The sequence below is a fragment of the Paenibacillus sp. BGI2013 genome, from assembly GCF_002843485.1.
In the GTDB taxonomy this organism is placed as follows: domain Bacteria; phylum Bacillota; class Bacilli; order Paenibacillales; family Paenibacillaceae; genus Paenibacillus; species Paenibacillus amylolyticus.
Window position 1 is genome coordinate 41,399 of the sequence record NZ_PJFA01000004.1, and the last position, 25,113, is coordinate 66,511.

General features: G+C 41.2%; 24 protein-coding genes. 18 read left to right on the plus strand and 6 right to left on the minus strand.

The features are described from left to right. Positions 1-74: 74 nt before the first annotated feature. The 5 genes from CXK86_RS11260 to CXK86_RS11280 all read left to right on the plus strand — a co-directional run bounded on the left by CXK86_RS11260 (position 75) and on the right by CXK86_RS11280 (position 4,151). A complete protein-coding gene (locus CXK86_RS11260) occupies positions 75-1,463 on the plus strand; it encodes a right-handed parallel beta-helix repeat-containing protein (RefSeq protein WP_257467806.1) in 1,389 nt (462 codons plus the stop codon). Beyond that, positions 1,460-2,041 (plus strand): nitrous oxide reductase accessory protein NosL, encoded by a 582-nt coding sequence (locus tag CXK86_RS11265; protein WP_101313703.1) that lies wholly within the window; start codon positions 1,460-1,462, stop codon positions 2,039-2,041. The genes CXK86_RS11260 and CXK86_RS11265 overlap by 4 nt, the downstream gene beginning before the upstream one ends. Positions 2,042-2,069: 28 nt before the next feature. Beyond that, positions 2,070-2,891, plus strand: coding sequence for an ABC transporter permease (locus CXK86_RS11270; RefSeq protein ID WP_101313704.1), 822 nt, complete (start codon positions 2,070-2,072; stop codon positions 2,889-2,891). After that, positions 2,884-3,597: a heme ABC exporter ATP-binding protein CcmA gene (gene ccmA, locus CXK86_RS11275; protein WP_101313705.1), complete on the plus strand. Its 714-nt coding sequence runs from the start codon at positions 2,884-2,886 to the stop codon at positions 3,595-3,597. Before CXK86_RS11270 ends, ccmA begins: the two co-directional genes overlap by 8 nt. Positions 3,598-3,659: 62 nt before the next feature. Beyond that, positions 3,660-4,151, plus strand: coding sequence for a TlpA family protein disulfide reductase (locus CXK86_RS11280; RefSeq protein ID WP_257467843.1), 492 nt, complete (start codon positions 3,660-3,662; stop codon positions 4,149-4,151). Between the two features lie 181 nt (positions 4,152-4,332). Here the strand turns inward: CXK86_RS11280 and metE are convergent, their stop codons facing one another. Beyond that, positions 4,333-6,627 (minus strand): 5-methyltetrahydropteroyltriglutamate--homocysteine S-methyltransferase, encoded by a 2,295-nt coding sequence (metE, locus tag CXK86_RS11285; RefSeq protein WP_101313707.1) that lies wholly within the window; start codon positions 6,625-6,627, stop codon positions 4,333-4,335. Between the two features lie 315 nt (positions 6,628-6,942). Here metE and CXK86_RS11290 point away from each other — a divergent pair, with 315 nt between their 5' ends. Beyond that, complete coding sequence (locus CXK86_RS11290) at positions 6,943-7,290, plus strand: DUF3888 domain-containing protein (protein ID WP_180361747.1); 348 nt, start codon at positions 6,943-6,945, stop codon at positions 7,288-7,290. Between the two features lie 20 nt (positions 7,291-7,310). Further along, positions 7,311-7,934 carry a hypothetical protein gene (locus tag CXK86_RS11295; protein ID WP_101313709.1) on the plus strand — a complete coding sequence of 208 codons (624 nt, stop codon included), beginning with the start codon at positions 7,311-7,313 and terminating at the stop codon, positions 7,932-7,934. A gap of 151 nt (positions 7,935-8,085) precedes the next feature. Here the strand turns inward: CXK86_RS11295 and CXK86_RS11300 are convergent, their stop codons facing one another. After that, a complete protein-coding gene (locus CXK86_RS11300; protein ID WP_101313710.1) occupies positions 8,086-8,751 on the minus strand; it encodes an MBL fold metallo-hydrolase in 666 nt (221 codons plus the stop codon). Positions 8,752-8,969: 218 nt separating this feature from the next. On the opposite strand from CXK86_RS11300, the gene CXK86_RS11305 reads away from it, so the two are divergent. Next, a complete protein-coding gene (locus CXK86_RS11305; protein WP_051449730.1) occupies positions 8,970-9,440 on the plus strand; it encodes a GNAT family N-acetyltransferase in 471 nt (156 codons plus the stop codon). Positions 9,441-9,580: 140 nt separating this feature from the next. Here the strand turns inward: CXK86_RS11305 and CXK86_RS11310 are convergent, their stop codons facing one another. Next, positions 9,581-9,946 carry a winged helix-turn-helix transcriptional regulator gene (locus CXK86_RS11310; protein WP_036608870.1) on the minus strand — a complete coding sequence of 122 codons (366 nt, stop codon included), beginning with the start codon at positions 9,944-9,946 and terminating at the stop codon, positions 9,581-9,583. 105 nt (positions 9,947-10,051) lie between these two features. Between CXK86_RS11310 and CXK86_RS11315 the strand changes: the two genes are divergently transcribed. Further along, positions 10,052-10,909: an arginase family protein gene (locus CXK86_RS11315; protein WP_101313711.1), complete on the plus strand. Its 858-nt coding sequence runs from the start codon at positions 10,052-10,054 to the stop codon at positions 10,907-10,909. A 1,275-nt stretch (positions 10,910-12,184) separates the two neighbouring features. Here CXK86_RS11315 and CXK86_RS32645 read toward each other — a convergent pair. After that, positions 12,185-12,454 carry a hypothetical protein gene (locus CXK86_RS32645; RefSeq protein WP_373888060.1) on the minus strand — a complete coding sequence of 90 codons (270 nt, stop codon included), beginning with the start codon at positions 12,452-12,454 and terminating at the stop codon, positions 12,185-12,187. A 345-nt stretch (positions 12,455-12,799) separates the two neighbouring features. Between CXK86_RS32645 and CXK86_RS32650 the strand changes: the two genes are divergently transcribed. The 5 genes from CXK86_RS32650 to CXK86_RS11340 all read left to right on the plus strand — a co-directional run bounded on the left by CXK86_RS32650 (position 12,800) and on the right by CXK86_RS11340 (position 17,540). Further along, positions 12,800-13,165: a hypothetical protein gene (locus CXK86_RS32650; protein ID WP_257467808.1), complete on the plus strand. Its 366-nt coding sequence runs from the start codon at positions 12,800-12,802 to the stop codon at positions 13,163-13,165. 666 nt (positions 13,166-13,831) lie between these two features. Beyond that, on the plus strand, positions 13,832-14,041 hold the full coding sequence (locus CXK86_RS32030; protein WP_180361748.1) for a hypothetical protein: 210 nt from the start codon (positions 13,832-13,834) through the stop codon (positions 14,039-14,041). Between the two features lie 917 nt (positions 14,042-14,958). Further along, positions 14,959-15,072, plus strand: a complete 114-nt coding sequence (locus CXK86_RS32655; RefSeq protein WP_257467809.1) for an HNH endonuclease domain-containing protein — start codon at positions 14,959-14,961, stop codon at positions 15,070-15,072. Between the two features lie 286 nt (positions 15,073-15,358). Next, positions 15,359-16,537 carry a hypothetical protein gene (locus tag CXK86_RS11335; protein ID WP_101313713.1) on the plus strand — a complete coding sequence of 393 codons (1,179 nt, stop codon included), beginning with the start codon at positions 15,359-15,361 and terminating at the stop codon, positions 16,535-16,537. Positions 16,538-16,778: 241 nt separating this feature from the next. Beyond that, positions 16,779-17,540, plus strand: coding sequence for a phospholipase D-like domain-containing protein (locus CXK86_RS11340; protein WP_101313714.1), 762 nt, complete (start codon positions 16,779-16,781; stop codon positions 17,538-17,540). Positions 17,541-18,283: 743 nt separating this feature from the next. On the opposite strand, the gene CXK86_RS11345 is transcribed toward CXK86_RS11340, so the two are convergent. Then, positions 18,284-20,854, minus strand: coding sequence for an AAA family ATPase (locus CXK86_RS11345; protein WP_101313715.1), 2,571 nt, complete (start codon positions 20,852-20,854; stop codon positions 18,284-18,286). Positions 20,855-21,368: 514 nt separating this feature from the next. Between CXK86_RS11345 and CXK86_RS32035 the strand changes: the two genes are divergently transcribed. Further along, positions 21,369-21,539 (plus strand): hypothetical protein, encoded by a 171-nt coding sequence (locus CXK86_RS32035; RefSeq protein ID WP_180361749.1) that lies wholly within the window; start codon positions 21,369-21,371, stop codon positions 21,537-21,539. An 87-nt stretch (positions 21,540-21,626) separates the two neighbouring features. On the opposite strand, the gene CXK86_RS11350 is transcribed toward CXK86_RS32035, so the two are convergent. Continuing rightward, positions 21,627-22,439 (minus strand): undecaprenyl-diphosphate phosphatase, encoded by an 813-nt coding sequence (locus tag CXK86_RS11350; protein ID WP_036608062.1) that lies wholly within the window; start codon positions 22,437-22,439, stop codon positions 21,627-21,629. Between the two features lie 210 nt (positions 22,440-22,649). On the opposite strand from CXK86_RS11350, the gene CXK86_RS11355 reads away from it, so the two are divergent. The 3 genes from CXK86_RS11355 (at position 22,650) to CXK86_RS11365 (ending at position 25,072) form a co-directional block, all read left to right on the plus strand. Beyond that, positions 22,650-23,678: an ABC transporter substrate-binding protein gene (locus tag CXK86_RS11355; RefSeq protein WP_101313716.1), complete on the plus strand. Its 1,029-nt coding sequence runs from the start codon at positions 22,650-22,652 to the stop codon at positions 23,676-23,678. Positions 23,679-23,864: 186 nt separating this feature from the next. Further along, the gene (locus CXK86_RS11360; RefSeq protein ID WP_036608058.1) at positions 23,865-24,290 is read left to right on the plus strand and encodes a MarR family winged helix-turn-helix transcriptional regulator; all 426 of its coding nucleotides are present in this window, start codon (positions 23,865-23,867) and stop codon (positions 24,288-24,290) included. 137 nt (positions 24,291-24,427) lie between these two features. After that, positions 24,428-25,072: an SDR family oxidoreductase gene (locus CXK86_RS11365; RefSeq protein WP_047842902.1), complete on the plus strand. Its 645-nt coding sequence runs from the start codon at positions 24,428-24,430 to the stop codon at positions 25,070-25,072. The last annotated feature ends 41 nt before the right edge of the window (positions 25,073-25,113 follow it).

A 25,113-nucleotide genomic window follows, 5' to 3' on the forward strand; every position in this document is an offset into this window, starting at 1 on the left:
CGTAAGACCCGTTGAATACATTGCCACAGCAATAAGCAACTGTAACAAGAAGCCGGAATTGCGCGGTTTGAATTATGAGTAATCCTTGGGCAGGCTTGAGTGTATTCAACAGTTGTAAGAAGAGTCGGGTTACGGGTTTCATTTTTCTAATCGGAATGATGATGCTCCTGCTATCCCTTCCACACGGTGCAGTCATTGCCTCCTCTGGACATCGTGATCTCATTCCCCTTCAGCCTATGATTGACCGTTCTGCGCCAGGAGAAGTCATTGAACTTGCATCAGGTCGTTACTCTGGACCCGTGACGATTGACAAAAACATCACCATTCAGGGTGATCCTACGGTCATAGTTGTTAATGCGGAAGCCACCTCTACGATAATGATTCGCTCGGATGGGGTGAAATTGAGCGGTTTTACAATTGAACATGATACGAATGAACAGACTGCAGCGATTCAGGTTGAAGGGAAAAACAGTGAAATCACGGATCTGCATATTCAGACCCAGGGGTATGGGATGATCATCCGGAATTCGAGTCAGGCAACGATTCAGCGGAACAACATTACGTGGGCCGGGTCTGATTCTGCTTCCAGTGGCCAGAAGGGCAATGGCATTGATCTGTACAACTCCCATGATAGCTACATTGAAGCCAATGAGATCACCGGCATGAGGGATGGAATCTATCTGGAGAACAGTCGCAAGTCTATCGTGCAAAATAACAGGCTGTTACATACAAGGTATGGCATCCACTGTATGTACATTGACGGCTCTTCTGTCATGGATAATACCGGAGAAGAGAACATGACAGGTGCCATGATTATGGGCGTCAAGAATACGGTAATCTCGGGCAATTCTTTTCGCAAACAGAGTACTAATGTTCATTCCCAAGGCATTCTGTTGTATGACGTGCATCAATCCTCAATTCATAACAATGTGGTGGAGGGTAATCGTGTCGGCATGAATATTGCAGAGTCATCGGGCAATGAAATCCGTGGCAATGCGGTGCTTCGGAATTTTGTTGGCATCCAGCTTGTTCTGGCAGAAGCTAATGAGTTTACAGATAACCAATTGGTATCCAATGTTATTGAAGCTTCAGCGCTGGATAGCCCGAATAATACCATGATGGAGAATTACTGGGACTCCTTTCAGGGGCTCGATCTGAATCAGGATGGGATCAGTGAAATATCCTATGCCATCAATCCTTTTTATGAGCAACTGGTCAGTCGAAATTCAGCATATCAGCTCTTTTTTCAATCACCGGGTATGGTCTTTCTGAGTGACTTATTTACAGAGGGCAGAGAACAATGGACTACCGACGATTCGCCACGAATGAGCATGGATACGGGATCTGATCTGAACATGTCAGTGGAAAGGGTAGCAGGTTCCAATGTGGTGTGGATGCTCGGGTTAGTTCTGTTGGGTATGGCAACTTTTATAATCATCTATATGGGGGTATTACGAAAATGAACAAAAGCTTGAACAGAAGATGGTCCATGGTTATGGTATTTATGTTTGGCATGGTATTGTTAACCGCTTGCGGAACAAAATACGCGGCATTGCCGATCAATGAAGACGTGGATATCTGTGCGATCTGTAAAATGCAGGTGAAGGACGATGCATATGCAACACAGCTCACTACGAAAGACGGCCAAAATTACAAGTTCGATGACATCGGCTGCATGAACCAGTGGAAAACAGAAAATGGCACAGATAACATCGGTATGGACTATGTACGTGATTATAATGACAAGGAATGGATTGAATACAGTAAAGCCACGTATGTGTACGACGCTTCATTGCGTACGCCTATGGCTTATGGAATTCTTAACTTTAAGGACAAGCCTTCGGCTGAAGCTTTCATTGCAGAGCAAGGTGTCGGAACCATTATGACCGCTGAGGATCTTGCCTCCCATGACTGGAAACAGAACACAGAGAATATGGACATGATGGGTGAACATGGGCATGATGAGCACGGACATGGTGAAGAAGGAGACGGTAATGAGATGCATCAGGAAGGTGAGATGAAAGAAGAGTCAGGCCACTAGGAATGACAATAGAAAATGGTGATCAATGATGTCAGATATGATACAGATTGCAAGAAAAGAAGTGAAAATGGGATTTCGCAATCCTTGGGCGTATTCGTTTCTGATCCTTTTTTGCACATTTAGCTTAAGCTTGTTACTTCTGAATTCGCAGAATCTGGTTGAAGGATATTCGGGCACAACAGGTTCGATGTTGAATCTCATTCTTTACCTCTTACCATTAATGACGCTGTTCCTCGGTTCCTTCTCACTAACATCCGAAAAGGAAGACGGTAGCTGGCAACTGCTGTCCACGTATCCCATTGGCACGATGTCTTTTATTGTGGGCAAGTATCTTGGGCTCTCGATTGTTTTAATTACCATTGTTGCGTTTGGATACGGCCTGATGGGGGTTATTAGCGGAGTAATCGGGAATCTACTGGATGCCGTGACATATCTTCTCTTTCTGGCATTTTCTTGTGGACTGGTGTTGTTATTCCTGACGTTGGCGCTATTTATCGGTTCGTTGTCGCGCAATCGGTGGCAGGCGTTAACCATATCCGTGACCGTATGGTTTTTCGCAGTCATTGGATGGCCGACCTTATTGCTCTCTGTGCTGGGACTGATGCCTTATCTATGGGTGAAACCGCTGCTGGTTATGCTAACACTCATCAATCCGGCCGAGCTGGTGCGATTGTTTGTAGTCATCAAACTGGGAGGCGGCTCCATTCTTGGACCAGAATATTATCGATGGGTGGAGTGGGTGCAGCAACCAAGTGGCAGTTGGATCTTCATCGGGATATGCCTGTTCTGGATCACCTGCTCTGTCCTGGCGGTATACGCGATCTGGGAGAGGGGGCGTTCTCATGGATAAAGCGGGGCTCGAAGTGATAGGATTGTGCAAATCCATTAAAAAGCAACCAATTGTTGAGGATATCTCCTTTCACATGAATTCTGGCCAAGTGCTTGCCCTCTGTGGAGGGAATGGCGCAGGGAAAAGCACGGTTCTGCGAATGATCGCAGGAATTCTTCGGCCTACCTCCGGTGAGGTTGCGGTGAACAATGTGCGATGGTTGAAGGAGCGCAAGCGTTATTCAGAGCAGATTGGATATATGCCGGACGATTATCAATTTAATCAAGGACTGAGTGCGGAGGAAATGCTTCTGTTCTGGGCTTCTCTGAGGAAAGTTCCCAAGGAGAGAGTACAGGAAGTACTGACCATGGTAGGTTTGGAGGATCAAAAGAAAAACCGGGTTACGACCTTCTCCAAAGGCATGCGCCAACGTGTGTTATTTGCCCAGGCTGTACTGTCCAAACCTCCACTGCTCATCATGGATGAGCCAACAAATGGATTGGACCCATTCTGGATGCAGGAATTAACTCAGCTGCTCAAGGGAATCAAACAGGATGGTCATATGGTCGTGTTCTCTACCCATCAATTGGAGATCGCAGACGACATTGCGGATCATGTAATATTCATGAACCATGGACGTAATGTTGGCGAGGGCTCCACTCACGACTTTTGTGATCAATTCGGTTCGCTCCATGCAGCATTTCATCAAAGTCTTGGTTTAAAGTGAAGGTGAGTTTATTGAAGAGGAAGAGTTTTAAAAGTAGACGTACACTTACAATTTTGATTGGTGTGATCGCATTGTTAGCAGGTACATGGGCCATTTTCGAAAATGTATCGACACCCGAATCTCGGCGAGGTAACGCCATTGAAGCTGGTGCCGTGGCTCCTGAGTTTACAGCGGTTAATTCAGCAGGCGAACAAGTCAGGCTGTCGGATTATCGTGGCAAAGCCGTCATGATTAACTTTTGGGCTTCATGGTGCACACCCTGTGTAAGGGAGATGCCACTCGTTCACCAGATTGCTCAGGACTATCAGAACGACGTGGAAACCCTGTTTGTTAACGTGGGGGAATCGAAGGGCACGATTCGTGAGTTCATGGATAAGCAGGCGTTCGATTTTCCGGTGATCATTGATGTGACGGGCAATATATCAGGTATGTACCGTATTACGGGTTTGCCCGCAACGATGGTAATTGATAAGGAAGGGGAGTTCCGTCATATATTGCTTGGCGAACTGACCGAGGATATCCCATTGCAGCAATGGCTGGAAGAGAGTATCTAGTTGTAAGCGTTGGATGGTGAGAAAAGGGGCAGGAACGCTCGAGATCGCCCAAATTTGGAGTAGATGAATGTATGTTAAAAGTAACTACAAAAATATAACATAAAAAGGCGGACACCCATCTAACGAAGGGGTGTCCGCCTTTGCTACTTTTGCTTTTGAAGATATGCTGCTTCGCAGCCGATTACAATACAGCAGCTGAAGCGTGATTGGTACGAGCGATTCTGGTTGCATCAACCATATTGCGCAGAGAAGCAACCGTTTCTTCTTGTCCACGGGTTTTCAATCCGCAGTCCGGGTTAATCCAGAACAGCTTCGGATCAAGAACACGCAGGGCACGTTCAATCATGCTGCTCATTTCATCTACACTCGGAACACGTGGACTATGGATATCATATACGCCAAGACCGATACCGAGCTCATACGTATTTTTTTCAAAACTATGAATCAGTTCACCGTGACTACGGGATGTCTCAATGGAGATAACATCCGCATCCATAGCTTCAATGGAATCAATCATGTCATGGAATTCGCAATAGCACATATGTGTATGAATTTGAGTCGTTTCATGCACCGTGCACGTGGAGATACGGAACGCTTTGACTGCCCAAGCCAGGTAATCGGCTTGTTCATTTTCTTTCAACGGAAGCCCTTCACGAACAGCCGGCTCGTCAACCTGGATCATGCCAATGCCTGCCTGTTCAAGTGCTTCGACTTCCTGTCTCAAAGCATATGCCAATTGATAGGCAATCTGCTCACGAGCAATGTCTTCGCGTACGAATGACCAGTTCATGATGGTAATCGGGCCAGTCAGCATGCCTTTGACAGGGCGCTCTGTCTGCGATTGAGCATATTTCGTTTCTTCAACAGTCATTTCACCAGTAAACGCAACATCACCGAAGATAATAGGTGGCTTCACGCAACGTGAACCGTACGATTGTACCCAGCCAAACTGTGTAAAGGCAAAACCGGCAAGTTTCTCGCCAAAGAATTCAACCATGTCGGTACGCTCAAACTCACCATGAACCAATACGTCAATTCCAATCTCTTCCTGAAGTTTAATCCAGATATCAATCTGCTCCCGGATGAAGGCAGCATACTGCTCGTTGTTCAATTCGCCTTTACGCCACAACTGACGTGCTTTTCTGACTTCAGCAGATTGTGGGAAACTACCAATCGTTGTTGTCGGGAAGAGTGGCAATTGCCATTTGGCCTGTTGGGCTTCATGACGCTCGGCAAAAGGACGGGAGCGCTCCGGCTGTTGAACACTGATGGAAGCAACGGCTTTCTGTACAGCGGTACGGTTCCGATCTTCGGATTGTTGAAGCGCCTGAAGAGGAAGCTCTGCTTCGTTAATTTTAGCGGTAATCTCTGCACTTGGTGAGGATAAGGCTGTAGTCAAAAGAACAATCTCATCCAGCTTTTCATCTGCAAAGGCAAGAGCATTTTTCAGTTCAGATGTAAGTTTTGCCTCACGTTCAGTTGTAACTGGCACATGCAGCAGGCTGCAGGACGATTGCACGATAATACGTTCAGGCGTCACGAACTCAGTCAATTCATTCAGCAAATTCAGTTTTGTTTGAAGGGAAGCTTTCCAGATCCCACGTCCATCAATAATACCTGCTCCGAGCACTTTGTCTGCCGGGAAACCGGATGTCCGAATAGATTGTGTGTTACCAGAGAGTCCATGTACAAAATCAAGTCCTACACCTTGAACTGGCAATGCCACGATGTCGCTGTAGTTTTCGACAGATTCAAAGTACGTTTGCAGCATGATATTTAAGCCTGGAACAGCTGATGCAAATGTTTCATATATTTTATTCAGACGCTGTACGTCTTCATCGCTTAATTTGGTTACCAGAATAGGTTCGTCGATCTGCACCCACTGAACGCCTTCACTTGCAAGTTCTTGAAGCAATTGAGTGTACAGTGGCAGCAAACGGTCCAACCAAGCGTCCGTCTCGGATTTATCATAGCCCTTGGAGAGCTTCAGGAAGGTCAAAGGTCCAACAATAACCGGTTTTCCTTCAATGCCGAGTTTTTCTTTTGCTTCACGATAAGCGAGAAGTGGTTTGTTCTCCGTCAGAGTTGGGGAAGCCCCGTCCAGTTCAGGTACTATGTAGTGATAGTTGGTGTTAAACCATTTTGTCATTTCACTTGCTGCGGCATCTTTCGTTCCCCGGGCAATGCCATAATATACAGACAACGGAACCGAGCCACCATCATAAGCAAATCGTTTGGGAATGATGCCAAACATCACGGCCGTATCCAGGATATGATCATAATAGCTAAAGTCATTCACCGGAATGATGTCGATGCCTTTTGCTTGTTGCTTGCGCAAATGATCGATACGGATCTCCTGCAAACGTGCGTGAAATTCTGATTCCTCCAGCTTACCTGCCCAGAACGCTTCCAACGCTTTCTTCCATTCCCGATCAGCACCAATACGCGGATATCCCAATACACTACTTTTTGTCATCGTTTAAAACCCCTCTGCTTTTATGTTACACAAAATTTATCACAGATCCGGAGTTATAATGTAATTCCATTAAATTATACCTAGTTATAGCCTAGGGCTATATCAAAAGGTGTATGCTACATAAGTTGAATTAACGAGTATTTACACTTGCCACTCCGATGACAGAATAACCTTCCACTCAGCTAAGCATAAATAATAGATCATAATCATATTTTGTATGCTTTTGCATTCACTCGGAATAATAGAAATTAAAAAAGGTTGATGAGTATGGGATTTCAAAAACAACTTTTTCACTTTATACTTGCAGCAACATTAATGATAAATAGTGTTTCCCTATACACAGATGTTACATATGCAGATCCTGAGAGCATACAGGAGCATGACTATAAGGCAATAGCACTTACGATGCTCAACCCATACATTTACCGTGAGAATACCAACTATTATCAGGAAAATCATAAACCGGTCCCTAGCTATGGGCTATATGACATTCACGTATTGGAACTTAAAAGGCGTACACAAGGTGGTTATAATTTTCGAACGGTTCTGGAAGTCAGAACGTTCTATGGTCCACATAACCCGCCATATGGGAAAGAAGTCATTACGTTTGAAATAGACACCACTAATGTTACAATGGTGAACTATGTTCATACGAATGATTGAAAGAAAGGAAGGCGGTATTTGTGAATCTGTATCACATCCAGTCCACCGTGCACGGAGTCAACAGAGGAGCATCATTTCTGGAAGACAATTATATTGGTATTGCTTGGTCAGGTACAGGGGATCTGGAGCAAACGCCCCGGGAACTATGGAAGGAACTGTTGGTTCAACACTATCCCTTGGATGAAGCAGAATTGGCGAGCACACTCGCGACATTACATATGTTTGGTAACCTCATGCAGGATGGAGATTATGTATTAATTAGCGATGATGAATGGACGTATGTTGGGGATATCGGGGATTATTATTACGACGATTCCGCTGGTACAGAAGAGGGATTGATATGTCACCGTCGCGGAGTTACATGGTTGGGGCGTATTTCTCTCGCTGAGCTGAATGACAAAGTGCAGGCACTGCAAAATGATTCAGCCATCCTTGCGAAGTTTGAGTATCCCATATCACAAGCACAGCTGGATCGAGGTCTTGCAGTCAGCATAACAACCGAAGCAACCAACTCTCTCTCAACAGGGATAGATGAAGCCACGATTCAGACAGCTCTCCAGGTGCTGAGAGAAGCGTTACGCAGTGAAGAAGAAGAGCTGCGAATTCGTGCGGCTACAGCCATTTTGCAGTATGCCAAACCATAAACCCTTAACTATATAAATTGAACGAAACATTTACACAAAACGGAGAGGACAGAAAGAACCTGAAGAAGCGGAGCGTTCGCCTACAAGCTTTCTGCAAGAAAGTTACATCGGAAGGTTGTTCTGTCATCGGAGTGTCCAGTGTAAATATTCGTTAGTTCATTTTATATAGCCCTGAGATCTGTTCATTTACATTCCTATGAGTTAGTCCTCCGTGATAACAAACCACAGATGTAATGTCGAGTTCGATATACTTTTTCAAAGAGAATCGAGCTGTCTCTGTATCCAGCGTAGTAGGTTCATGAATGCCTCCAAGCATGCCGTCTACACTGTACATTGAATCTCCGGCGATGAGCGTCTTGCTGTCCATCAAATATAGACTGATATGACCTGGCGTATGACCAGGTGTATGAATAACGCGAATTCCGCCGCAAAACGGCAGTTCCTGACCATCAGTCACCGTTTCATTTACTTTGCCCATTGGAGGATGCTCAAGGTGACTGTCTTTCAGAAGAGGGAGCTGCCCCTCAATATATGGCTTATCCAGCTCATGCGCATATATCTTGACTTGTGAGCCACACTCTTTCAAAATTTCGGGAAGACACCCGATATGGTCCACATCCTGATGCGTCAAAATCACTGCTTTAAGTCGGCTGATTGGCACACCAATCTTTTCGAGTGCGATACGCAAATCGTCATATTGTCCAGGGAAACCGGTATCTATTAACACAACCATTTCTTCATCCCATATCAGAACAGGGTGAATTATATTCCCCTCAAAATCAAGCTGAAGCATCTCTATTCCCTTTGAAATTTCCATAATATCAGACCTCCGAGAGTTGAAATTCATATACATCGTTGCTTGTTATATTTCTTATGTAAACGAATAAAGACAGCAATAAGATACGTTCGGGTATTTATAGGGTGTACTTATAGAAATATTCAATGAATGGGGGAATTGACGCTTGCTGTTGGGAATGATAATTTAGATATATCATTTAAACCAATAAGTCCAATAAGATAAAGGGGGTATGTGGGATGACACATATCGTGCATGCAGCAGCTGAAGATATTCGAAGCGAGGATTCGCTACTATTGATCAAGGAACTGAGTGAAGAACTCGGTTTGTTATATGGCGGTGATGGAACGGCGGGATTTCAACTGTCAGACGTTGAGGTGCCCCGTGCGGCTTTTATCGTTGCCAGGATCGACGGGTATCCGGTTGGTTGCGGAGCACTTAGACCCCTTGATGAAACATCTGTAGAAGTTAAACGCATGTATACACGCAATGGTTACCGCCGTAAGGGGATTGCCCAGGCTATATTGGCCGAGGCAGAGCGTCTTGCGAACGAACTTGGTTATACCAATCTGAAACTGCAAACAGGTCCATTGCAACCAGAAGCTGCAGCGCTGTATGAGCGTGTAGGGTATTATCGAATTCCTGTTTTCAGTGGCAATTGGGACAGAGTGTTGGCCTATCAGAAAGATCTGGTACACGAAAAAGTATAATTCTACGAATCACAGCTTTTATTTGCTGAACGGACAGAGGAACACAAGAGAAAAAGTAAAAAGTCGCCGATTGGCGACTTTTTGCATTTTACATACTGCATTTACTCCAATTATCTCATCTGAAATATAGACAAAAGCGTTCAATCCGTTGCGCTATTATTGATCGAAGGTTCTTGATGTTGGACACCCCATTCGCATAGTCCTTCCAAAACGGGCAATAACGTTTCAGCTTTGGCTGTCAGACGGTACTCGACTTTAGGAGGGACTTGGGGATACTCTTTCCGTTCGACCATACCATCTGCTTCTAATTCTTTGAGTTGTGAACTCAGCGTTTTATACGTGATAGCGCCGATCTGTCTTTTTAGTTCATTGAAACGGACAGGTGGGTTTTCTGCCAGAAGATACAAAATCACCATTTTCCATTTACCACCAATGACAGACAACGTATATCCAAAAGGGGTATCTTGAATGTTTTTAACTTTACCGTGGTATTCAGCCATACTCATCATTTACACTATCCTTCCGGGTAGTACCTATCATAAAAGACCGTACTATTTATTTGTTTGGGCTCAGTTTATACTAACCTTACTTTGAAGTAAAGGAGATTTACGATGACTCAAAAAACAATACGTCTGCTTATGCCACAATGGCAAGGTGGAGATAATCCTAACTACTCTTTTGGAGCGGAGCTGCTTGCATGGCTTGCACCTGACAATGATCAACCTCTCATTCATGTTCCTGTTGACGCTTATGATGGAACATCTCTGGTAAGCGAGAACGGGATAAAAGGCAGAGCACAGCTACTTCAGCAATTGAAGGCTGCCCAGCATATTATTCAAGCTCACCAGCCCGATCGCATTGTCATGTTTGGCGGTGACTGTTTGGTTGAACAAGCCCCGTTTGCTTATTTAAATGAACGATATGGCGGAGAACTTGGTTTGATATGGATTGATGCACATGGTGATCTGGTTAGATACGAGGGCTATGACAACGGTCATACTTTACCGCTTGGGAACCTTCTTGGGGAAGGCGATCCGGAGTTTGCTAAACATGTGAGTGTCCCCTTGAAGCCCGAACATGTCTTCATGGCCGGGTTGACAACCCCCACGGAACAGGAAACCGAAGTAATTCAAAGATTGGGTATCCGAACGGCTGGAACTGAAGAATTAACCCATGGCATGGATTCGATTAAGAAGTGGATTAAAGAGACTGGGTTCAAACACCTGGCAATTCATCTTGATCTGGATGTGCTTGATCCCAACATGTTCCGTTCATTGTTATTCGCCAAGCCAGGGGAACCTTATGTGTTTTCACCAGCGGGAACCATGCAATTACCACACTTGCTTCATCTGATCAAAGAACTGTCTGAAGAAACAGATGTAGTTGGATTAGGGATAACTGAGCATATGCCGTGGGATGCCATTAACTTGAAGAATTTGCTTGGAGAAATACCTATCCTGAACCAGTGATATAGGTAATAAGTCGCCAGAATATATCAGAATACTGATATAAGGAGTCAAAATATAGGAAGATTACAGATAGAAATATCAATATTATTATATGGGTGGTTCGACGAGAATCAGAAATTAAACAAACTGAGGAGAGACACCCAGATGGTCACGTTATTGTTAATCATTATTTATCTCGCATTTATAGGGCTGTGTCGCGGGACAAGAACATGTTCCCATTAAAGTCGCTATTTTAGCGGCTTTTTTATTTTATCGGTACAAGTTCGTGTCCCAAGCCAAGGACAAGAACTTGTACCGATTACCAGAATGGGCAAGAACATAGTTAGATTACCGATTAGATCGATATCTAATAATAGAGCGTATCGCTTAAAAGGTTCACATTTGTTTAGAACAACTGACACGATGATTGGTTAAAACCGGCGGCTAGGTATTAAGAAGAGCGAAATATCGGACTGAAACTAGCTGCTGAGGACAAGAACTTGTACCGATTGCCGAAATAGACAAGAACATGTTCCCATTTCCGATTACATAAATATCTAAGTGTAGAAGTGAGTCTCTTTTGAGCGATTAACAGACTACAGGATGGATTATGATCAAGAGACCAGCTTCAACGCTAGGAGGTATCTCCACTGGAACTGTAATCCCATTTGAAATAGATAAAACAAGTTCGTTAACAAGCACTTTAGCAAAGGAAAGGCGACGAAGCTGAATGTGATTTTGGATCACGGGAGGGGAAACATATGCAGATATCGTACTTAGTGCTGATTTGGTCATTGTTAGGGACAAGAACATATTCGTATTTCCGATTAGGCGGATATCTAATCGTTATTTAGCCCGTTAATTCATTAAGCTAACGGGCAGGTTAGCTTAGAGTAGAAAAAACGAACCTAAATCCGATGAGAACAGGATTAGATTCAGGATTCATATCTTTAGGCTTGGTATTTTCTTAATCAAACTGACGGAGATTGAATGAAATGATTCAAACTACGTGCCTATATATAATCCACGATGAAGATATCTGAAATAGATTGTCGCTTTAATTTTGCTGTTTTTTTGCTGCTGGGGTAAGTACACCTGAAATAAACACAGCAAACATGACAACGATTAGGGACCTTAGTAGGCCAAAGAAGTCACCAAGAATCCCAATAGAGGTGGCCACACCAGAAAAGCCCAATATCCAACCGTTGAAACGATAGCAACTCTTTCTGTTGCACCATTTGGATTATCGCCTGCAGCCGAAAGACCGACGGGAAATCCTAGTGAAGCTCCAATTCCTCACAGAAACACACCAATTGCTGCTGCATAAAGATTGTCGTTGAGAATAACAATACTTAAACCCAACAAAGCTAGAAGAGCAGACGTTCCCAAAACAGGAACTCGCCGAAAGCGATCCAAGAATTTGCCTCCCGTAACTCGTCCTATAAGCATGGCCAGCAAAAAGATACTGTAGAATACTGAGCCAGTAAAATGGGTCACTTTGTATCCATCCACAAAAATGATAGGGATCCAATCGTTCGCAGTTCCTTCGGCCAAAGCCATGCCCATGACAATAATGCCGACATACCAAAGTTTGGACTCCTTAAATAAATTGAATTTAGATTGTGATGAGGATTCTAACTGGTCATCTTTTATTTTTCCGGTAGCTTCAGGTAAATTTGAAGTAATACCAAAGAGTTAAAATGGAAAAAAATATGCATATAATCCAAATAAGAAAAGAAATCTGAATGTGTAAGAAGATTTAATGGTTCCCAAACCAACCCCAAAAACTACTAGTCCAAAAAAGACCAGTAATTTAATAGCTAAGAGGGTACTTAGCCCGGAAATGAGTAATCCTAGGCATATCACAAGAACACTAATGAAAATTGTTTTTCTCCCTCTTAGCGCTTAATAATGAGACTTGCCGATAATAAACCTATTATAGAACCTAAAGCGATTCCCAATATGATCCATCCCATGACCGAAGTAGACGCTTGCAAAATATCTCTAAATTCTGGGGTTCTTGAAGTCCATGAAGAGAATGATATAACTTGTAGAGCAAATAGAATGAACATGGATATTTTCCAATCACCAATGCTTATAGTATGCGTCCTGCCATTTATCTTTTCCATAACAACGCCTCTCTTTTGCAGTCTCTATATGCTTGGGATTGTTTTATTCTTCAAAGCACACAAGTTACAATATATATCAGGTGAAATTCGTTTTCTTGCAGTAATACTCCATATTTTAGTACAATATTACAAAATGGCAGGTGGCTAACCTTGGAAAAATCGGTTTCTACGGATATGTCTCTTCGCGAATTGGTATCTCATGGCTCTATTCAATTCCCGATCCAATATTATCTAGATGAGACTCAATGTTTTCCTCAAGCAAGAATCTTCTAGCTATAACGCTCATCCAACGGTAATAACTGGATTGGAGATGATTGTTACAGATGAACCGGATCTAACGGTGCGTGTGACTAGTGCGCTGCTTAAAGGCATGTTCTCTGTAGATCAGAAATCAACTTTTGAGTTGCTTAAGAACTTTAAGGGGCGAGTGGAGGGGGCACCGTTTAATTTTTTAAAAGGAATCAACTTTTACTTGCGTACAGCTGTCCTAGAATCAGAAAATGTGAATTTCGGTAAAGCTCTTAGAGACCTCTGTTCTTGGTCAACAGATTCAAAAGACCCAGTTGTACTATATAGGTAAGGCAATGTATCGTGTGCCTGATCGTGTGTGGCAGCTAAAGCGTTTGGAGACACCTAATTTGCCCTAAGAAGAGTTGAGACTTATAGCTAACTCGAAAGAAGCACGTCAAGTGATGCGTAAATTTATAGCTCTATTATTGCCACAAAACCGTGTTCTTTACGATGCTTCGTTATTATCATTTCTCAAAATACTTGGATGGGAAATGTCAGAAGCATTTATGCAAGTTTACCCTCCTTGCTTGAGGAAACGAGTTTTCAAAGTGAACTAATTTTACATGAAGCTTTGAACGGACCAAAACCACTGTTTGTTGATTGGTGGCAGCAACATCCGCATCCAACCAGAGAAGAATGGGACGATTTTTGCACTAAAGATGCGGTAAATCAATGGGTTCAAAAAATAAAAACAATGGGTGAAATAGGATTAAGCGTGAGTTTCTTGATATAGCGGCATGCACTCCTATTCTGAAATTACGCACCATGGCGGGTGGAGAGTAAATTAGATCTCATCTTTGATTAGTGTTCTAGAAAAGGTGGAGTTTTTAAGGAGAAATCAATCACAGTAGCAAGTATCATGTTCAATTAACAACAAACTAGATCGGAGTGCATGAATGAACTTCCTGGAGAAATGGCTACATATCATTCGAAATTGCTCATTTGATAACACATATAAGATGGCATAGGCGAAGGCCGTTACTGAAATAGCAGTAGAGCAAGAAAATTTGAGTAACACCAATAATCCTCCGCTTGTTGAGATTCAACTGAAGGATATTGCAACTAAGGTTCTTCGCTACTATTTTGAACAAACTATCTTTTTCGATCTTAAGCAAAGTTCAAACCCTGTTAAACCACCAGTTATGGTTTCCATTGTCAAACAACTTAAATCTGTATAGCAAACCCGGGTAGGCTTGATAAACCCGTGAAGTGGTTTAGGTCTAATATTGAAATGGTGTGTAATCTGGAGTACGAAGTAGCAGTAGCTGCAACAGTTAGAGTACTGAAAGCGGATGAGAGTCATCGCTTTTTACGTGTTGAAGGTAAAGTAATGGATGACGTTTACTAGTACGAACAAAAATCAGATCAATTATTTATTTGAACGGTTGATTTGCTTGCATTGAAAAGTAATCGTCTGGTTGTAATTGATGCAATCAATTATCGCTGGACACAGATGTTGGAAAACTTCAACCACTCACCAAGACTATCTAAAAAAGTGCGAATAATGGATGAAGAGCAAGTGCGTCGAAAACCACTCGGTAAGTTTGCGGCGTACCTTGAGGTTGAAAATACTGAAAAACGATTTTTTATATGCCGTGAGAAAATTGAGAATGAAACACCTGCTTCGACCATGTTATTTCCTGGTCTTATTTGTATTCAGACGATGTTTGGAATCTTGTGTTTGTTCATCAAACGTGCAATAGCAAAAAGTCTAATATACTTCCTGAAGAAGGTATAATTCAAAAATTAGAAGAGCCGAACTAGGCACTTCTTGGGTAGCTGAGGGAAATAGGAAAGACAGATAAACACGTTTCTGAATTTGAACTGGCTATTAATAGTAATCCAGTTCGTAAGTTCTGGATTGCTTTGTCAGGGCTAAGTGTGGAGAAGAGCTTAAAGTGTTTTAAAGGCATTCATCTTGTATAAGTGAGTAAAATTGATGAAATATAATCAATATAAGGTGTGTGAGTCACATTCACCAGCAGCAGTAGATATAATCACTGATATGGATTCATTTCATAACTATCAACGATGATATAAGGAGATATCCATGAGAAAAACTTCCGTTGCCATAGTTCTAGCCTCTGCTTTAGTTTTGCTAACAAGCTGCCATTCGAAAGAAGTAGAGGTGCAACCTCATATAACTAATCAAGATAGCCACTCATTACAGCAATCTGAAACAGCCGTATCTACAGAAACTGATAACTCCATGAGGGGATTTCTACATAGTAATTCACAACAAAGAGAACAAATTTTCGTCAATTGGACTGACCAGAAGGATCAGCTCAATGGAAGTATGCAGTTTTCAAGAAGCGTTCAATCAGGAAATCGGAACTCCATCAAAACAGATTCATTCCCCTTTACTGGTGTGATGAGTCAAGGTTCTGTAAGTCTGAATTTTTCTGGAGGGTTCTTTAATGCACTTGACGGAAAAACGATTAATGGGACGATTGACAATGATGAGTTAATCCTCTATTTTCCCAATAATGATGGTATTCTAAGTAAACTTATTTTCAAAGAAAGTAGCGTTCAAGAGTTCAACTTTGCCGTGCAATCACTTACTGATGAGGTGAAAGAATCGAATGATCAACAAGCTGAAATAGAAGCTCATCAGAGACAGGAGACCACAGACAAAAAGAAAATAGAGAAAGAACAAAATGCAGTATCGCAAGCGAATCGGTCCCTCCAGAATTCAATTGAATCTGCTAAAGAAAAGCTCAACCAACGTGAGAATTTCGCTTCTCAATTTACAACAGTTATTGAATCATATGAAACTCATTGGAAGCAAATGAACAGCAACAAACAAAAGCTATTATCGGCTGCAAAAGTAAAACCATTCAACAGCGATCAATACTATGTCGTACAAGATATCCTGTATATCATAGGTGACAACGAATATTCAATTAGTGATGATACGTATCAGTTCCAGGATATTGAATGGAGAATTTCTAGTTATATATCGGATCTAAAGGATGCTAAGGCTGAGGTAGATAGTAATTGGAGTTTGTTGGAGCGAGTTTCGCTTCAAAATTCAACTGGAGTACCGCAACCTCAATATTCCGAAAAAGAAGTTTCAGAAATTGCAAACAAGTTACAAGGTGAAATAAACAGCGTCAATTCCTTGTTGGCATCGAATCAGAAACTTTCAAATCAATATCAGGAAAAAGCTGAGAAACTATCCGACGAAATGTCTGATTATGTAAATGACATTGAAGTGGATTATGAGTGAATTATGAGTATGTGTTAGAGAGAAGGATAGCTTGAAATACAAATTATTTGTAATGATCTGTAAAAATCCATGCTTGTCATGACTGCGGATACATAATGTTGTTCGCACAATGATAAGGATACGCTGTTAATCACTCAGATATAATGTAGCGATTGGTATTTGCGCTTGTCTTCCAGTATCTAATTTAAAGGGAACTATAGGATCTGAAGTCAATAATAAATCTTATGATATGGAGTACACCATGACTGAAAAATATTTTGATTTTGATAGGTATATTGATGAAATTATCATACTAACCAGCCAATACGATTTACTTGAAGATTTTGTAAGTGATGAAGATGCAATAAGAGCGAAACTTGCCAATGAACCATGGTCTCAGTCTGTTACTAGCGATTATGTTGAGGGAGATATAATGATTCGGAAGGCAACTTTTCGGCAAGCTCTTGATCTTTTAGGGAATCAGATGGTTGTCTATTGTTGGTCTCTTATAGACGCTATAGTTGAAAAATTCTTTTTATCAATTTTCGTGAGTAAACCAGAACTAGTGAAGATATTGGCGAATTCTAAAGATTACAAAGAGTTCAAAGATAAATTAGGATTCTCACTAAATGGATTTCTTGCATCAGAATCTAAAGAAGCATACGTTTATGAGCTCTCAAAAAAGGCCGCTGATTTGTGCGTACAAGGTGGTCCAGATAAATTCTCGAAAAAAATCAGATTATTAACTGGTTCCCAATTTTCTGAAGAAGACATTAAGGCCTTAAATGATATATATCATAAACGCAATAAAATTGTTCATGACAATGAGAAGTATGAACTGAGTACTCTAGATTTAAGAGGCTTTTACTTATCCTTATATAATGTCTTGTGTAAATTGCATAAGGAGCTCTCGGATTTAGGAATTGTAGATAAAAGAGATTATTTACGACTTGTTATGGTCAAGTACCTAAAAGAACCGCTGTTGGCTGATAGTACTGGCTTTGACAAGGAAAATAGTGATTGAAATACGCACTAGTCTCTGTGGATCCGGTTAAAGGGGAATGACTTGTGAGGGGAAAACTGACTAGATCAGCAGTACTCTTAGTAGTAATCGTAAGATTATTTATTATGTTTAGTGTGGTTCTATATTTGTATCAAGTAGTATTGCCGACTTTTATGCCTCAGTCTGGTGAACCTTATGAAGATTGGTCCCAGAGGTTTCAGGAAAACAATTTATGGTTCAGGTGGATAGGTAATTGATTGCTAAAAGAGAAGGAAAAAGGATAATTTAGAAATATCTATGTAGTTTGTTGGAAATTACATAGAGGTCAATTTGGAGATAGTCCAGAGGAGGCCTCTCCCACGTTACGAAGAACCAAAGTACTACCCTACCATTGGTTATAACGCCTGATATCATTCGCCCAGTGAAGCCAAAGAAGAGCAAAGGATTAACGTGAGAGATCGTTCCAGTTAACTGCAGCTTATTATATCTGGTTAAAATTTATGACCCTAATCTGAATATAAAATTCAGAGGGCGATTGTATATAGAGCTTATAAAAAATGTGCGCACAACATTAAGTTAATTTACTTCAATGTTGGTGATGCGGCAATAAAAATAGATTTTGTGATTTGTTATAGCGACTCATCGTATTCAATTCTGTTATAGCTAACAAAACGCGAACTTGATAGCAATTTATACTACTATTGATCAACAAAAAGGAAGTTAAGAAATACTTAACTTCCTTTTTGTTATGAAGACTCAAATAATCAAATGGCACGACTTCTAAATTCTTTGGACCAACTTATCACTTTCTGCATATCCGCTTTCAATTCATCTGGTTCAGGTAACTCCACTGGTGTTTCATGAGGTTGAGAATGTTCGTATGTCGAGTACTTCGTCATATAATCTTCAAATATTTTACAATCATTTGGAGTAATAAGGGCCAATTTTTGAATTCTATTCATTGTCGTCACAGAACGTCTGAATCGCAGAACGACCTCTGAGAGCAATTCTGATTCAATAAAGCGCTCAATTAATATCCTAAAATCACTGCATATTCCTTTAGCCAGTAGATCATATTCTGTTCTTCCTAGTTCATTAAGTACTTTTTCTGCACGAGTTACTCTATCATTTAATAGTGAGTTTAATGCAGGTAAAGGTTTCTGAGAATATAATGGCAACTGACCAGGCTCTCCAGCACCCCAAGGCTCAGACTTCAACCAAGTTTCATTACATTTCACTCCCAGTTCTTTTGCAGCATCATTAAGTAGAGTTAAAAATGATATCCTGTGAGTGAAGACAATAACTTGCCTAGTTAAACTTAGTTTTACAAGTCTTTTAACGGTGTTTTCTTCAAAGAATTGATCTAAAGATGAAATAGGATCATCAAAAATAAAGGGAGTTTTATCCAAACCAGTATCAACGTCTGCTAGGAATCCTGCAAGGGAAACTATACGGAACTCACCTTCACTCAAGACTTCGGAGGTGCGAACTTTTGTTGGACAGTTTAATAATTTGACTTGATGGTAAATACGGCCTTTTTGTGATTTAGTTTTAACAAGCTCAACTTTAATTTTTGATCCACCGAGATCCTTCAGTTCATTCTGGAACCTCTTTATATATTCTGTTGTTATGAGTTCGTCAGACAACGAAGACTTTTTTGTAGTTATTTGTTGAGTATTAGTCAAATTCAGTGAGGACTTAAATTTATTTATTCGTTGAAGGTCCTTAACTTTATCTGAGATATCATTTTTGTTGTGGTGTAACCACTTACGGGCCTCTAACTCTAAAATCCTGTTTTTTAAATCTTCCCTATCAGTATTCCTAGATAGTTCTTGATAGACAGAAGCTTGTTCTTGGTTAGCTACGGCAGCTTCGTTTAAAGTAACTAATACATCATTTAATGGTAAAGTAACAAGCTCACTCATTAGCTCTGCCGTTGAAAGGCTCATATATCTTTCCTGTAAAGTGTTACAAAATTCCGTTATATTGTCTTTTTCGTCTTCAGATGTGACTCCAATGGAATTAAAATATAAGTCTAATTTTGATCCATCAGGACTTTGTTTGACTGTTTTAAGTAAACCGGATAGTTTTTCCTCTGCAAGTTGAACTTCTCTGTTAAGAGTAGATTTTACATAAGATTCAAAATTACTTAATCTATCTTGTGTATCTTGTGATAATGGTTGTTGGCAAAGAACACAATGTGAATCCGACGAAGTAAAAGGAAACTTCTCATTTGAATATGCGTGCTGTTCTGAGTATTGTCGTGCTCTTTCCCATAATAGTTTCCAACTTTCAGTACCTACTCCTTCAAGGGGCAGTCCGTCAAAAACTTTTTGTGCATCTTTTTCTGCAGCCTGTTTTTTCATTTTAATGTCTGACTTAGCAATTAAAATTTCTTCACATATATTATCGCTTAGAGAGTTAAATACACCTGAGAGAAGGTCTTTTAATTGCGAAATATTACTTACAGTTTTCCTGAAATATTCCATTTTTTCATTTGGATTCACCTCAGAAATTTGTTGCTTGAAGTTTCTGAGTACATCTTCGTCAGACTCAGTCCATAAACAATGATTATTTATCTCTTCGCAGGATGTCGAATGATTAATACTATTTAGCCATAAGACTGATTGTGTTGTTGTACTTTCACCAGGAGGATTAAACTGTTTTAGTTGAATGGTATCCATTTCGTTCTTGATCGCTTGTCCAACTTGTGTGCATGTATTTGATAATTTGCTGAAAAACTGAAGTAACCAGGGCTCATAAGCAACTTCTTTTTCCTCGTTTACATATAGATTCGCACAATCTGTATCATATAACTGTAGGGTGCTTAATTCTTTCAATGTTCCCATTGTAGGTGTCCAAGTAGTGTGGTCTGTTTGTTCACTAGTTGTAATGCTAATAGTACATTCTTGAGGTTGAGGTTCTTGATTAAACACGTTGCCCATTAATGTTCCAGATTTCTTAGCTCCAGCCATATGCTTTAGTAAGCGCACATAGCTTGATTTCCCTGAACCGTTCTGGCCGTATACCACAGTTAAATTGCCAACGAAACTTAATGGTTTTCTTGGACTTAGAGCATTTATTCCTTTAACACTATGTATTTCATCGATCCGGTAGTGAGATTTCGAGTCTTTTGAAGAAAAATCACCTGCTTCGATGGTCTGGAATTCCTTATTTGACTCTGTAATCCCGCCTTCTGCTTTACACAAAAGTATTAACTCACTAACATCTTCATCGGACAGTAGATCATTTTTTAAAAGCCGAGATGCTGCATCTTGAAGCCAAAGAGGTCGTTTGCTTAGCCATTTTTCAATTTCAGTGTATATATCGTTCACACATAACCCTCCTGTAAATCTGAATATAGTACTAGTCTAGTTTACCATCTGTTCCTAAGTTAAGTCATGCTCATAGAAAGAATACAATTAAAAAAACATTTATTCTTATATCATAGAATGAACTATAGATATTTCTGTTTTACAGGCTATGAAAGCTTAATTATAGCTGACGTTATGATATAACACATGTTGTTAGATGCTTTGGTGAATGACTATGCTTACTTAAAATTTTACGTTGATTTGATTACAGCTGGGTAAGGGTAGAGATGTTAGATTTGACCGTAAGGTTCTTAAGGAAATTTATGGATCTTCGATGAGTAATGATGCATGCGAAGGAGTATACAAAATTACTATTATCACCTACAAATGACATAACATCGTTCGGGTGTTTGTTTAAGAATGTTTTAGAAAGTGAAGTGATTGTTACGAATAAGTATCCCGATCAACAAGATCGAGTTTTGCGACACCGGAACGCTTCGGTGAGAAGGCATCCCCAAGTGTAATTGGACTTGAAATGGCCAGTGCCTATACAGGTTCAACACTCATCCCGTTAGGTATGGGACTTATAGCCAGCCAATGGGGAATGTCAATGGTACCCCTGATCCTGCTGATTCTGTTCAGTGTTATGTTCGCGGCTACAGAGCTGGTTAACAGAAGCAACAAGGCTACGCGCCTGACCGTCTAGCTCTTGCTATAGGTCATTAAGGTTCTGCCACTATACAACAAAGGAACAACCATCGCTGGTTGTTCCTTTTGGTGTGTGGACTATTTTTTATAAGAAGATCAGTAACAATGTTCCTGCAGCAAAACAGTAATACGAAAAGTATTTCAGATTGCCTTTGGCCATAATGCCCATAAACCATCTCATGGAGAAATACGTGACAAAGAGTGTCGTGATGAATGCGATTAGATAAGGGATAGCCAGTTGTGATCGATTCGGATCATTGGCGATGTCGGATACACCCATAATGAGTCCACCAATGCTTATGGGAATGTACAGCATAAAGGAGAACTTCAAAGCCGTTTCCTGTTTCATGCCAACAGCGATGGACGCAATTACAGTTGCCCCTGAGCGGCTAATGCCCGGAATAAGAGCGACCGCCTGAGCCAGACCTACCAACAATGCATCTTTCGTAGACAGATCACCGTCTTGCTTGCGACCACGAAGATTACGAATAAGCCACAAGGCAACCCCGGTGATTAATAGCGCGATGGAAACGGTATATACGGATGAGAAGATTTCTTCAATCCGGTCCTTGAACAGGACTGCAACGACAGCAGCAGGGATCGTACCAATAATTATGTATAAGCAAAACATGAAGTCTGCTCGATATTCTTCTTTACGAGTACGCAGGTAACCTAATGCACCAATAATCAACTTTTTGATATCTTCCCGGAAAATAAAAATAATAGCGATAAGTGATGCCGTGTTTGTTAAAATCTCAAATGACAATCCATTCTGCTTGATGCCCATAAGTTTCTGGGCGATGATCAGATGACCGCTTGAGGAGACGGGGATTGGCTCCGTCGCACCTTGAACAATACCTAAAAACAAATACTTTAACCACAATATAATCTCTTCCATGTTGTCCTCCTTGATTACGTTTCATTGGCTTTTCAAAACTCACTTTTTTAAAAAAAGTGAATGGTTTACTCTATTGATGATAGCTGTTTAACTTGGTGACTTGCAAGTTAGAGTTCATAGAGGGGGTGCAGTAAACATAGCTTGTCAAATCCTGCATAGCATGATATCGTTGATAACGATTATCAATATCAACGAAAAGGTGGGTTTATTTTGCGTAAACAGATAAAATCAATATGGATCATGATGGCACTTATCTTGCTGATTGTACTTAGTGCATGTGGTCAGTCTGCGACGACCAATAGTACAAACGGGGACAGCACGAATGCGGCTACGGAGACAGAAACCAAGACGGACTCGGATTCAGCTTCTTCCGCTGAATCAACGGCAACTGCCGAAGAGGAACTTGTTACATATCAATCGGATGCAGGTGAAGTACAGGTACCGAAGAATCCTAAGCGCATTATTGATTTGACATCATTTTCGACAGGCTACTTTGTTGCCTTGGATGCACCGGTAGTCGGCGCTTTATCAGGAGCGATGAACAACAAATATATCAAGGATCAACTTGCAGCAGCGGGCACCAGTGATCTGGGTCAAGAGCCTACACCAGAGAAACTAATCAGTTTAAAACCTGACTTATTTATCGTGTACACTGGAACAGAGGGCATCGACAAGCTGGAGCAGATTGCGCCTGTTGTACAGATTGCATATGGTAAGCGCAATTTCAAGGATCTAATGCTTGAAATGGGTAAGCTCACCAATAGAGAAGACGCAGCGAAAGCTTGGAATGCTAAATGGGAAGCGAAGATCAACGAACTGAAGCCCAAGGTTCAGGAAGCTGTAGGCGATCGTACCGTTTCCATACTGAATCCATACGCCAAAGGATTATTTGTATTTGGTCATAACTATGGTCGAGGTGGTGAAATTATTTACGGGGAGTTTGATCTCAAGGCACCAGCCAAGGCCCAAGCTGAAGCGATTGACAGCGGAACTGGATGGGCTTCAATCTCCATGGAACTATTACCGGAGTATGCGGGGGATATCATCTTCACCAGCCCGTGGTCGGGAGATACAACCGATCCCAAGATCGTATATGATAATACATTGTGGAAGAACTTGCCTGCGGTGAAGGCAAATCATGTGTTCCAGCTTGATCCGACTTCAGACTCGTACAACGATCCGTTAACGTTGGAAGGTCAGCTTCGATTTATTTCCGATAGCCTGCTTACCGCGAAGTAAGATTAGACTGCATAAATGGTAATACTGGAGCATTTCTAAACGTCGGTACAAGACGGGGAAATGCTCTTCTTATGAGCTTAGGATGTTATATACGTCGAACTTGGATGGGTTTTGACCAATGTAATTAAGCTTGATACAATAGGATAACAGCTGATGAAAATTAAATATCAAGTGGGGTGATCTAGATTGCAGCAAAAGAGTGAACGTTTGAATGTTTGGTTGGCTTTCTCTAACATTCATACCCATCTGAACGAGAAGCTGGAACAAGCTCTGCTTCAACAATATGACTTATCTTTGAAGGAATTTTATGTGTTAAACTTCATATATAATGCGGAGGGTAAGGAATTACGCCTACAGCAACTTCAAGAACTAGTAGGCTTGAGCCAAAGTGCTACTTCCAGGCTCGTCGTTAGGATGGAAGCCAAAGACTGTGGGGCTCTGGAAAGACATGCATGTGAAGATGACCGACGTGGCATTTACACTCGTATTACTGAGCTTGGAGAGAATAAATACAAGAGAGCACTTCAAACGTTTAATCAGGTCTTGCAAACTGAATTGGAACAGGATGGATTTGAGACTCGATTAGAGAACCTCACTAAAGAATTGTTCTAAGGCTAGGGGAAATATAGGGTAATGTAGTCATTTACCCTATAAGAAGACTTGACACTCATTAATATATCCGTTAAATTAAATGCATGCGCATGAATTTAATATGGGTGCGGTGATTTTGTATAAAGGAGGTATTGAACATGAAGGTCTTCGTTGTAGGATCAAATGGACAGATTGGTCAACAGCTTATTCATCTTTTGAAGAATAGTGAAGAACACATCGTTCTTGCCATGGTACGAAAACAAGAACAGGTAGATTCATTTGCAGCACAGGGTGTGGAAACGGTGCTTGCCGACTTGGAAGGTACGGTTGACTCACTTGTAGCTGCAGTAACGGGTTGTGATGCCATTGTATTTGCAGCTGGTTCTGGCGGTACAACGGGATATGATAAAACACTCCTGATTGATCTGGATGGTGCCGGGAAAACCATTGAAGCGGCTCAAAAAGCGGGTATTGATCGATTTATCATGGTGAGTGCGATCCAAGCCAATAATCGTGAGAACTGGCATGATAACATCCTTCCATATTATGCAGCGAAACACTATGCTGATAGATTGCTAGAGATCAGTGGATTAACATATACCATTATACGTCCAGGGATTCTAATGAATGAACCGGGAACAGGTAGAGTTACTGCTGCTGAGAATATTACAACTGGTAACATTGCTCGTGAAGATGTAGCTCATGTGATTTTGGCCAGTTTGAGTGAGAAGAATACCTACAAGCGTTCATTTGATCTAATCGCTGGTGAGGATACAATATCTGAGGCATTGAGTGGGCTTTGATCCAAAACAAAATTTTCGACGATATCTGATGAGTTAAGAGA

Bases quoted from the DNA above. Each gene is read 5' to 3' on its own strand.
- CXK86_RS11260 (WP_257467806.1), top strand. From the start codon at position 75: ATGAGTAATCCTTGGGCAGGCTTGAGTGTATTCAACAGTTGTAAGAAG.
- CXK86_RS11265 (WP_101313703.1), top strand. From the start codon at position 1,460: ATGAACAAAAGCTTGAACAGAAGATGGTCCATGGTTATGGTATTTATG.
- CXK86_RS11270 (WP_101313704.1), top strand. From the start codon at position 2,070: ATGTCAGATATGATACAGATTGCAAGAAAAGAAGTGAAAATGGGATTT.
- ccmA (WP_101313705.1), top strand. From the start codon at position 2,884: ATGGATAAAGCGGGGCTCGAAGTGATAGGATTGTGCAAATCCATTAAA.
- metE (WP_101313707.1), bottom strand. From the start codon at position 6,627: ATGACAAAAAGTAGTGTATTGGGATATCCGCGTATTGGTGCTGATCGG.
- CXK86_RS11290 (WP_180361747.1), top strand. From the start codon at position 6,943: ATGATAAATAGTGTTTCCCTATACACAGATGTTACATATGCAGATCCT.
- CXK86_RS11300 (WP_101313710.1), bottom strand. From the start codon at position 8,751: ATGGAAATTTCAAAGGGAATAGAGATGCTTCAGCTTGATTTTGAGGGG.
- CXK86_RS11305 (WP_051449730.1), top strand. From the start codon at position 8,970: ATGACACATATCGTGCATGCAGCAGCTGAAGATATTCGAAGCGAGGAT.
- CXK86_RS11310 (WP_036608870.1), bottom strand. From the start codon at position 9,946: ATGAGTATGGCTGAATACCACGGTAAAGTTAAAAACATTCAAGATACC.
- CXK86_RS11315 (WP_101313711.1), top strand. From the start codon at position 10,052: ATGACTCAAAAAACAATACGTCTGCTTATGCCACAATGGCAAGGTGGA.
- CXK86_RS32645 (WP_373888060.1), bottom strand. From the start codon at position 12,454: ATGGGCATGGCTTTGGCCGAAGGAACTGCGAACGATTGGATCCCTATC.
- CXK86_RS32650 (WP_257467808.1), top strand. From the start codon at position 12,800: ATGAGACTTGCCGATAATAAACCTATTATAGAACCTAAAGCGATTCCC.
- CXK86_RS11335 (WP_101313713.1), top strand. From the start codon at position 15,359: ATGAGAAAAACTTCCGTTGCCATAGTTCTAGCCTCTGCTTTAGTTTTG.
- CXK86_RS11340 (WP_101313714.1), top strand. From the start codon at position 16,779: ATGACTGAAAAATATTTTGATTTTGATAGGTATATTGATGAAATTATC.
- CXK86_RS32035 (WP_180361749.1), top strand. From the start codon at position 21,369: ATGGCCAGTGCCTATACAGGTTCAACACTCATCCCGTTAGGTATGGGA.
- CXK86_RS11350 (WP_036608062.1), bottom strand. From the start codon at position 22,439: ATGGAAGAGATTATATTGTGGTTAAAGTATTTGTTTTTAGGTATTGTT.
- CXK86_RS11365 (WP_047842902.1), top strand. From the start codon at position 24,428: ATGAAGGTCTTCGTTGTAGGATCAAATGGACAGATTGGTCAACAGCTT.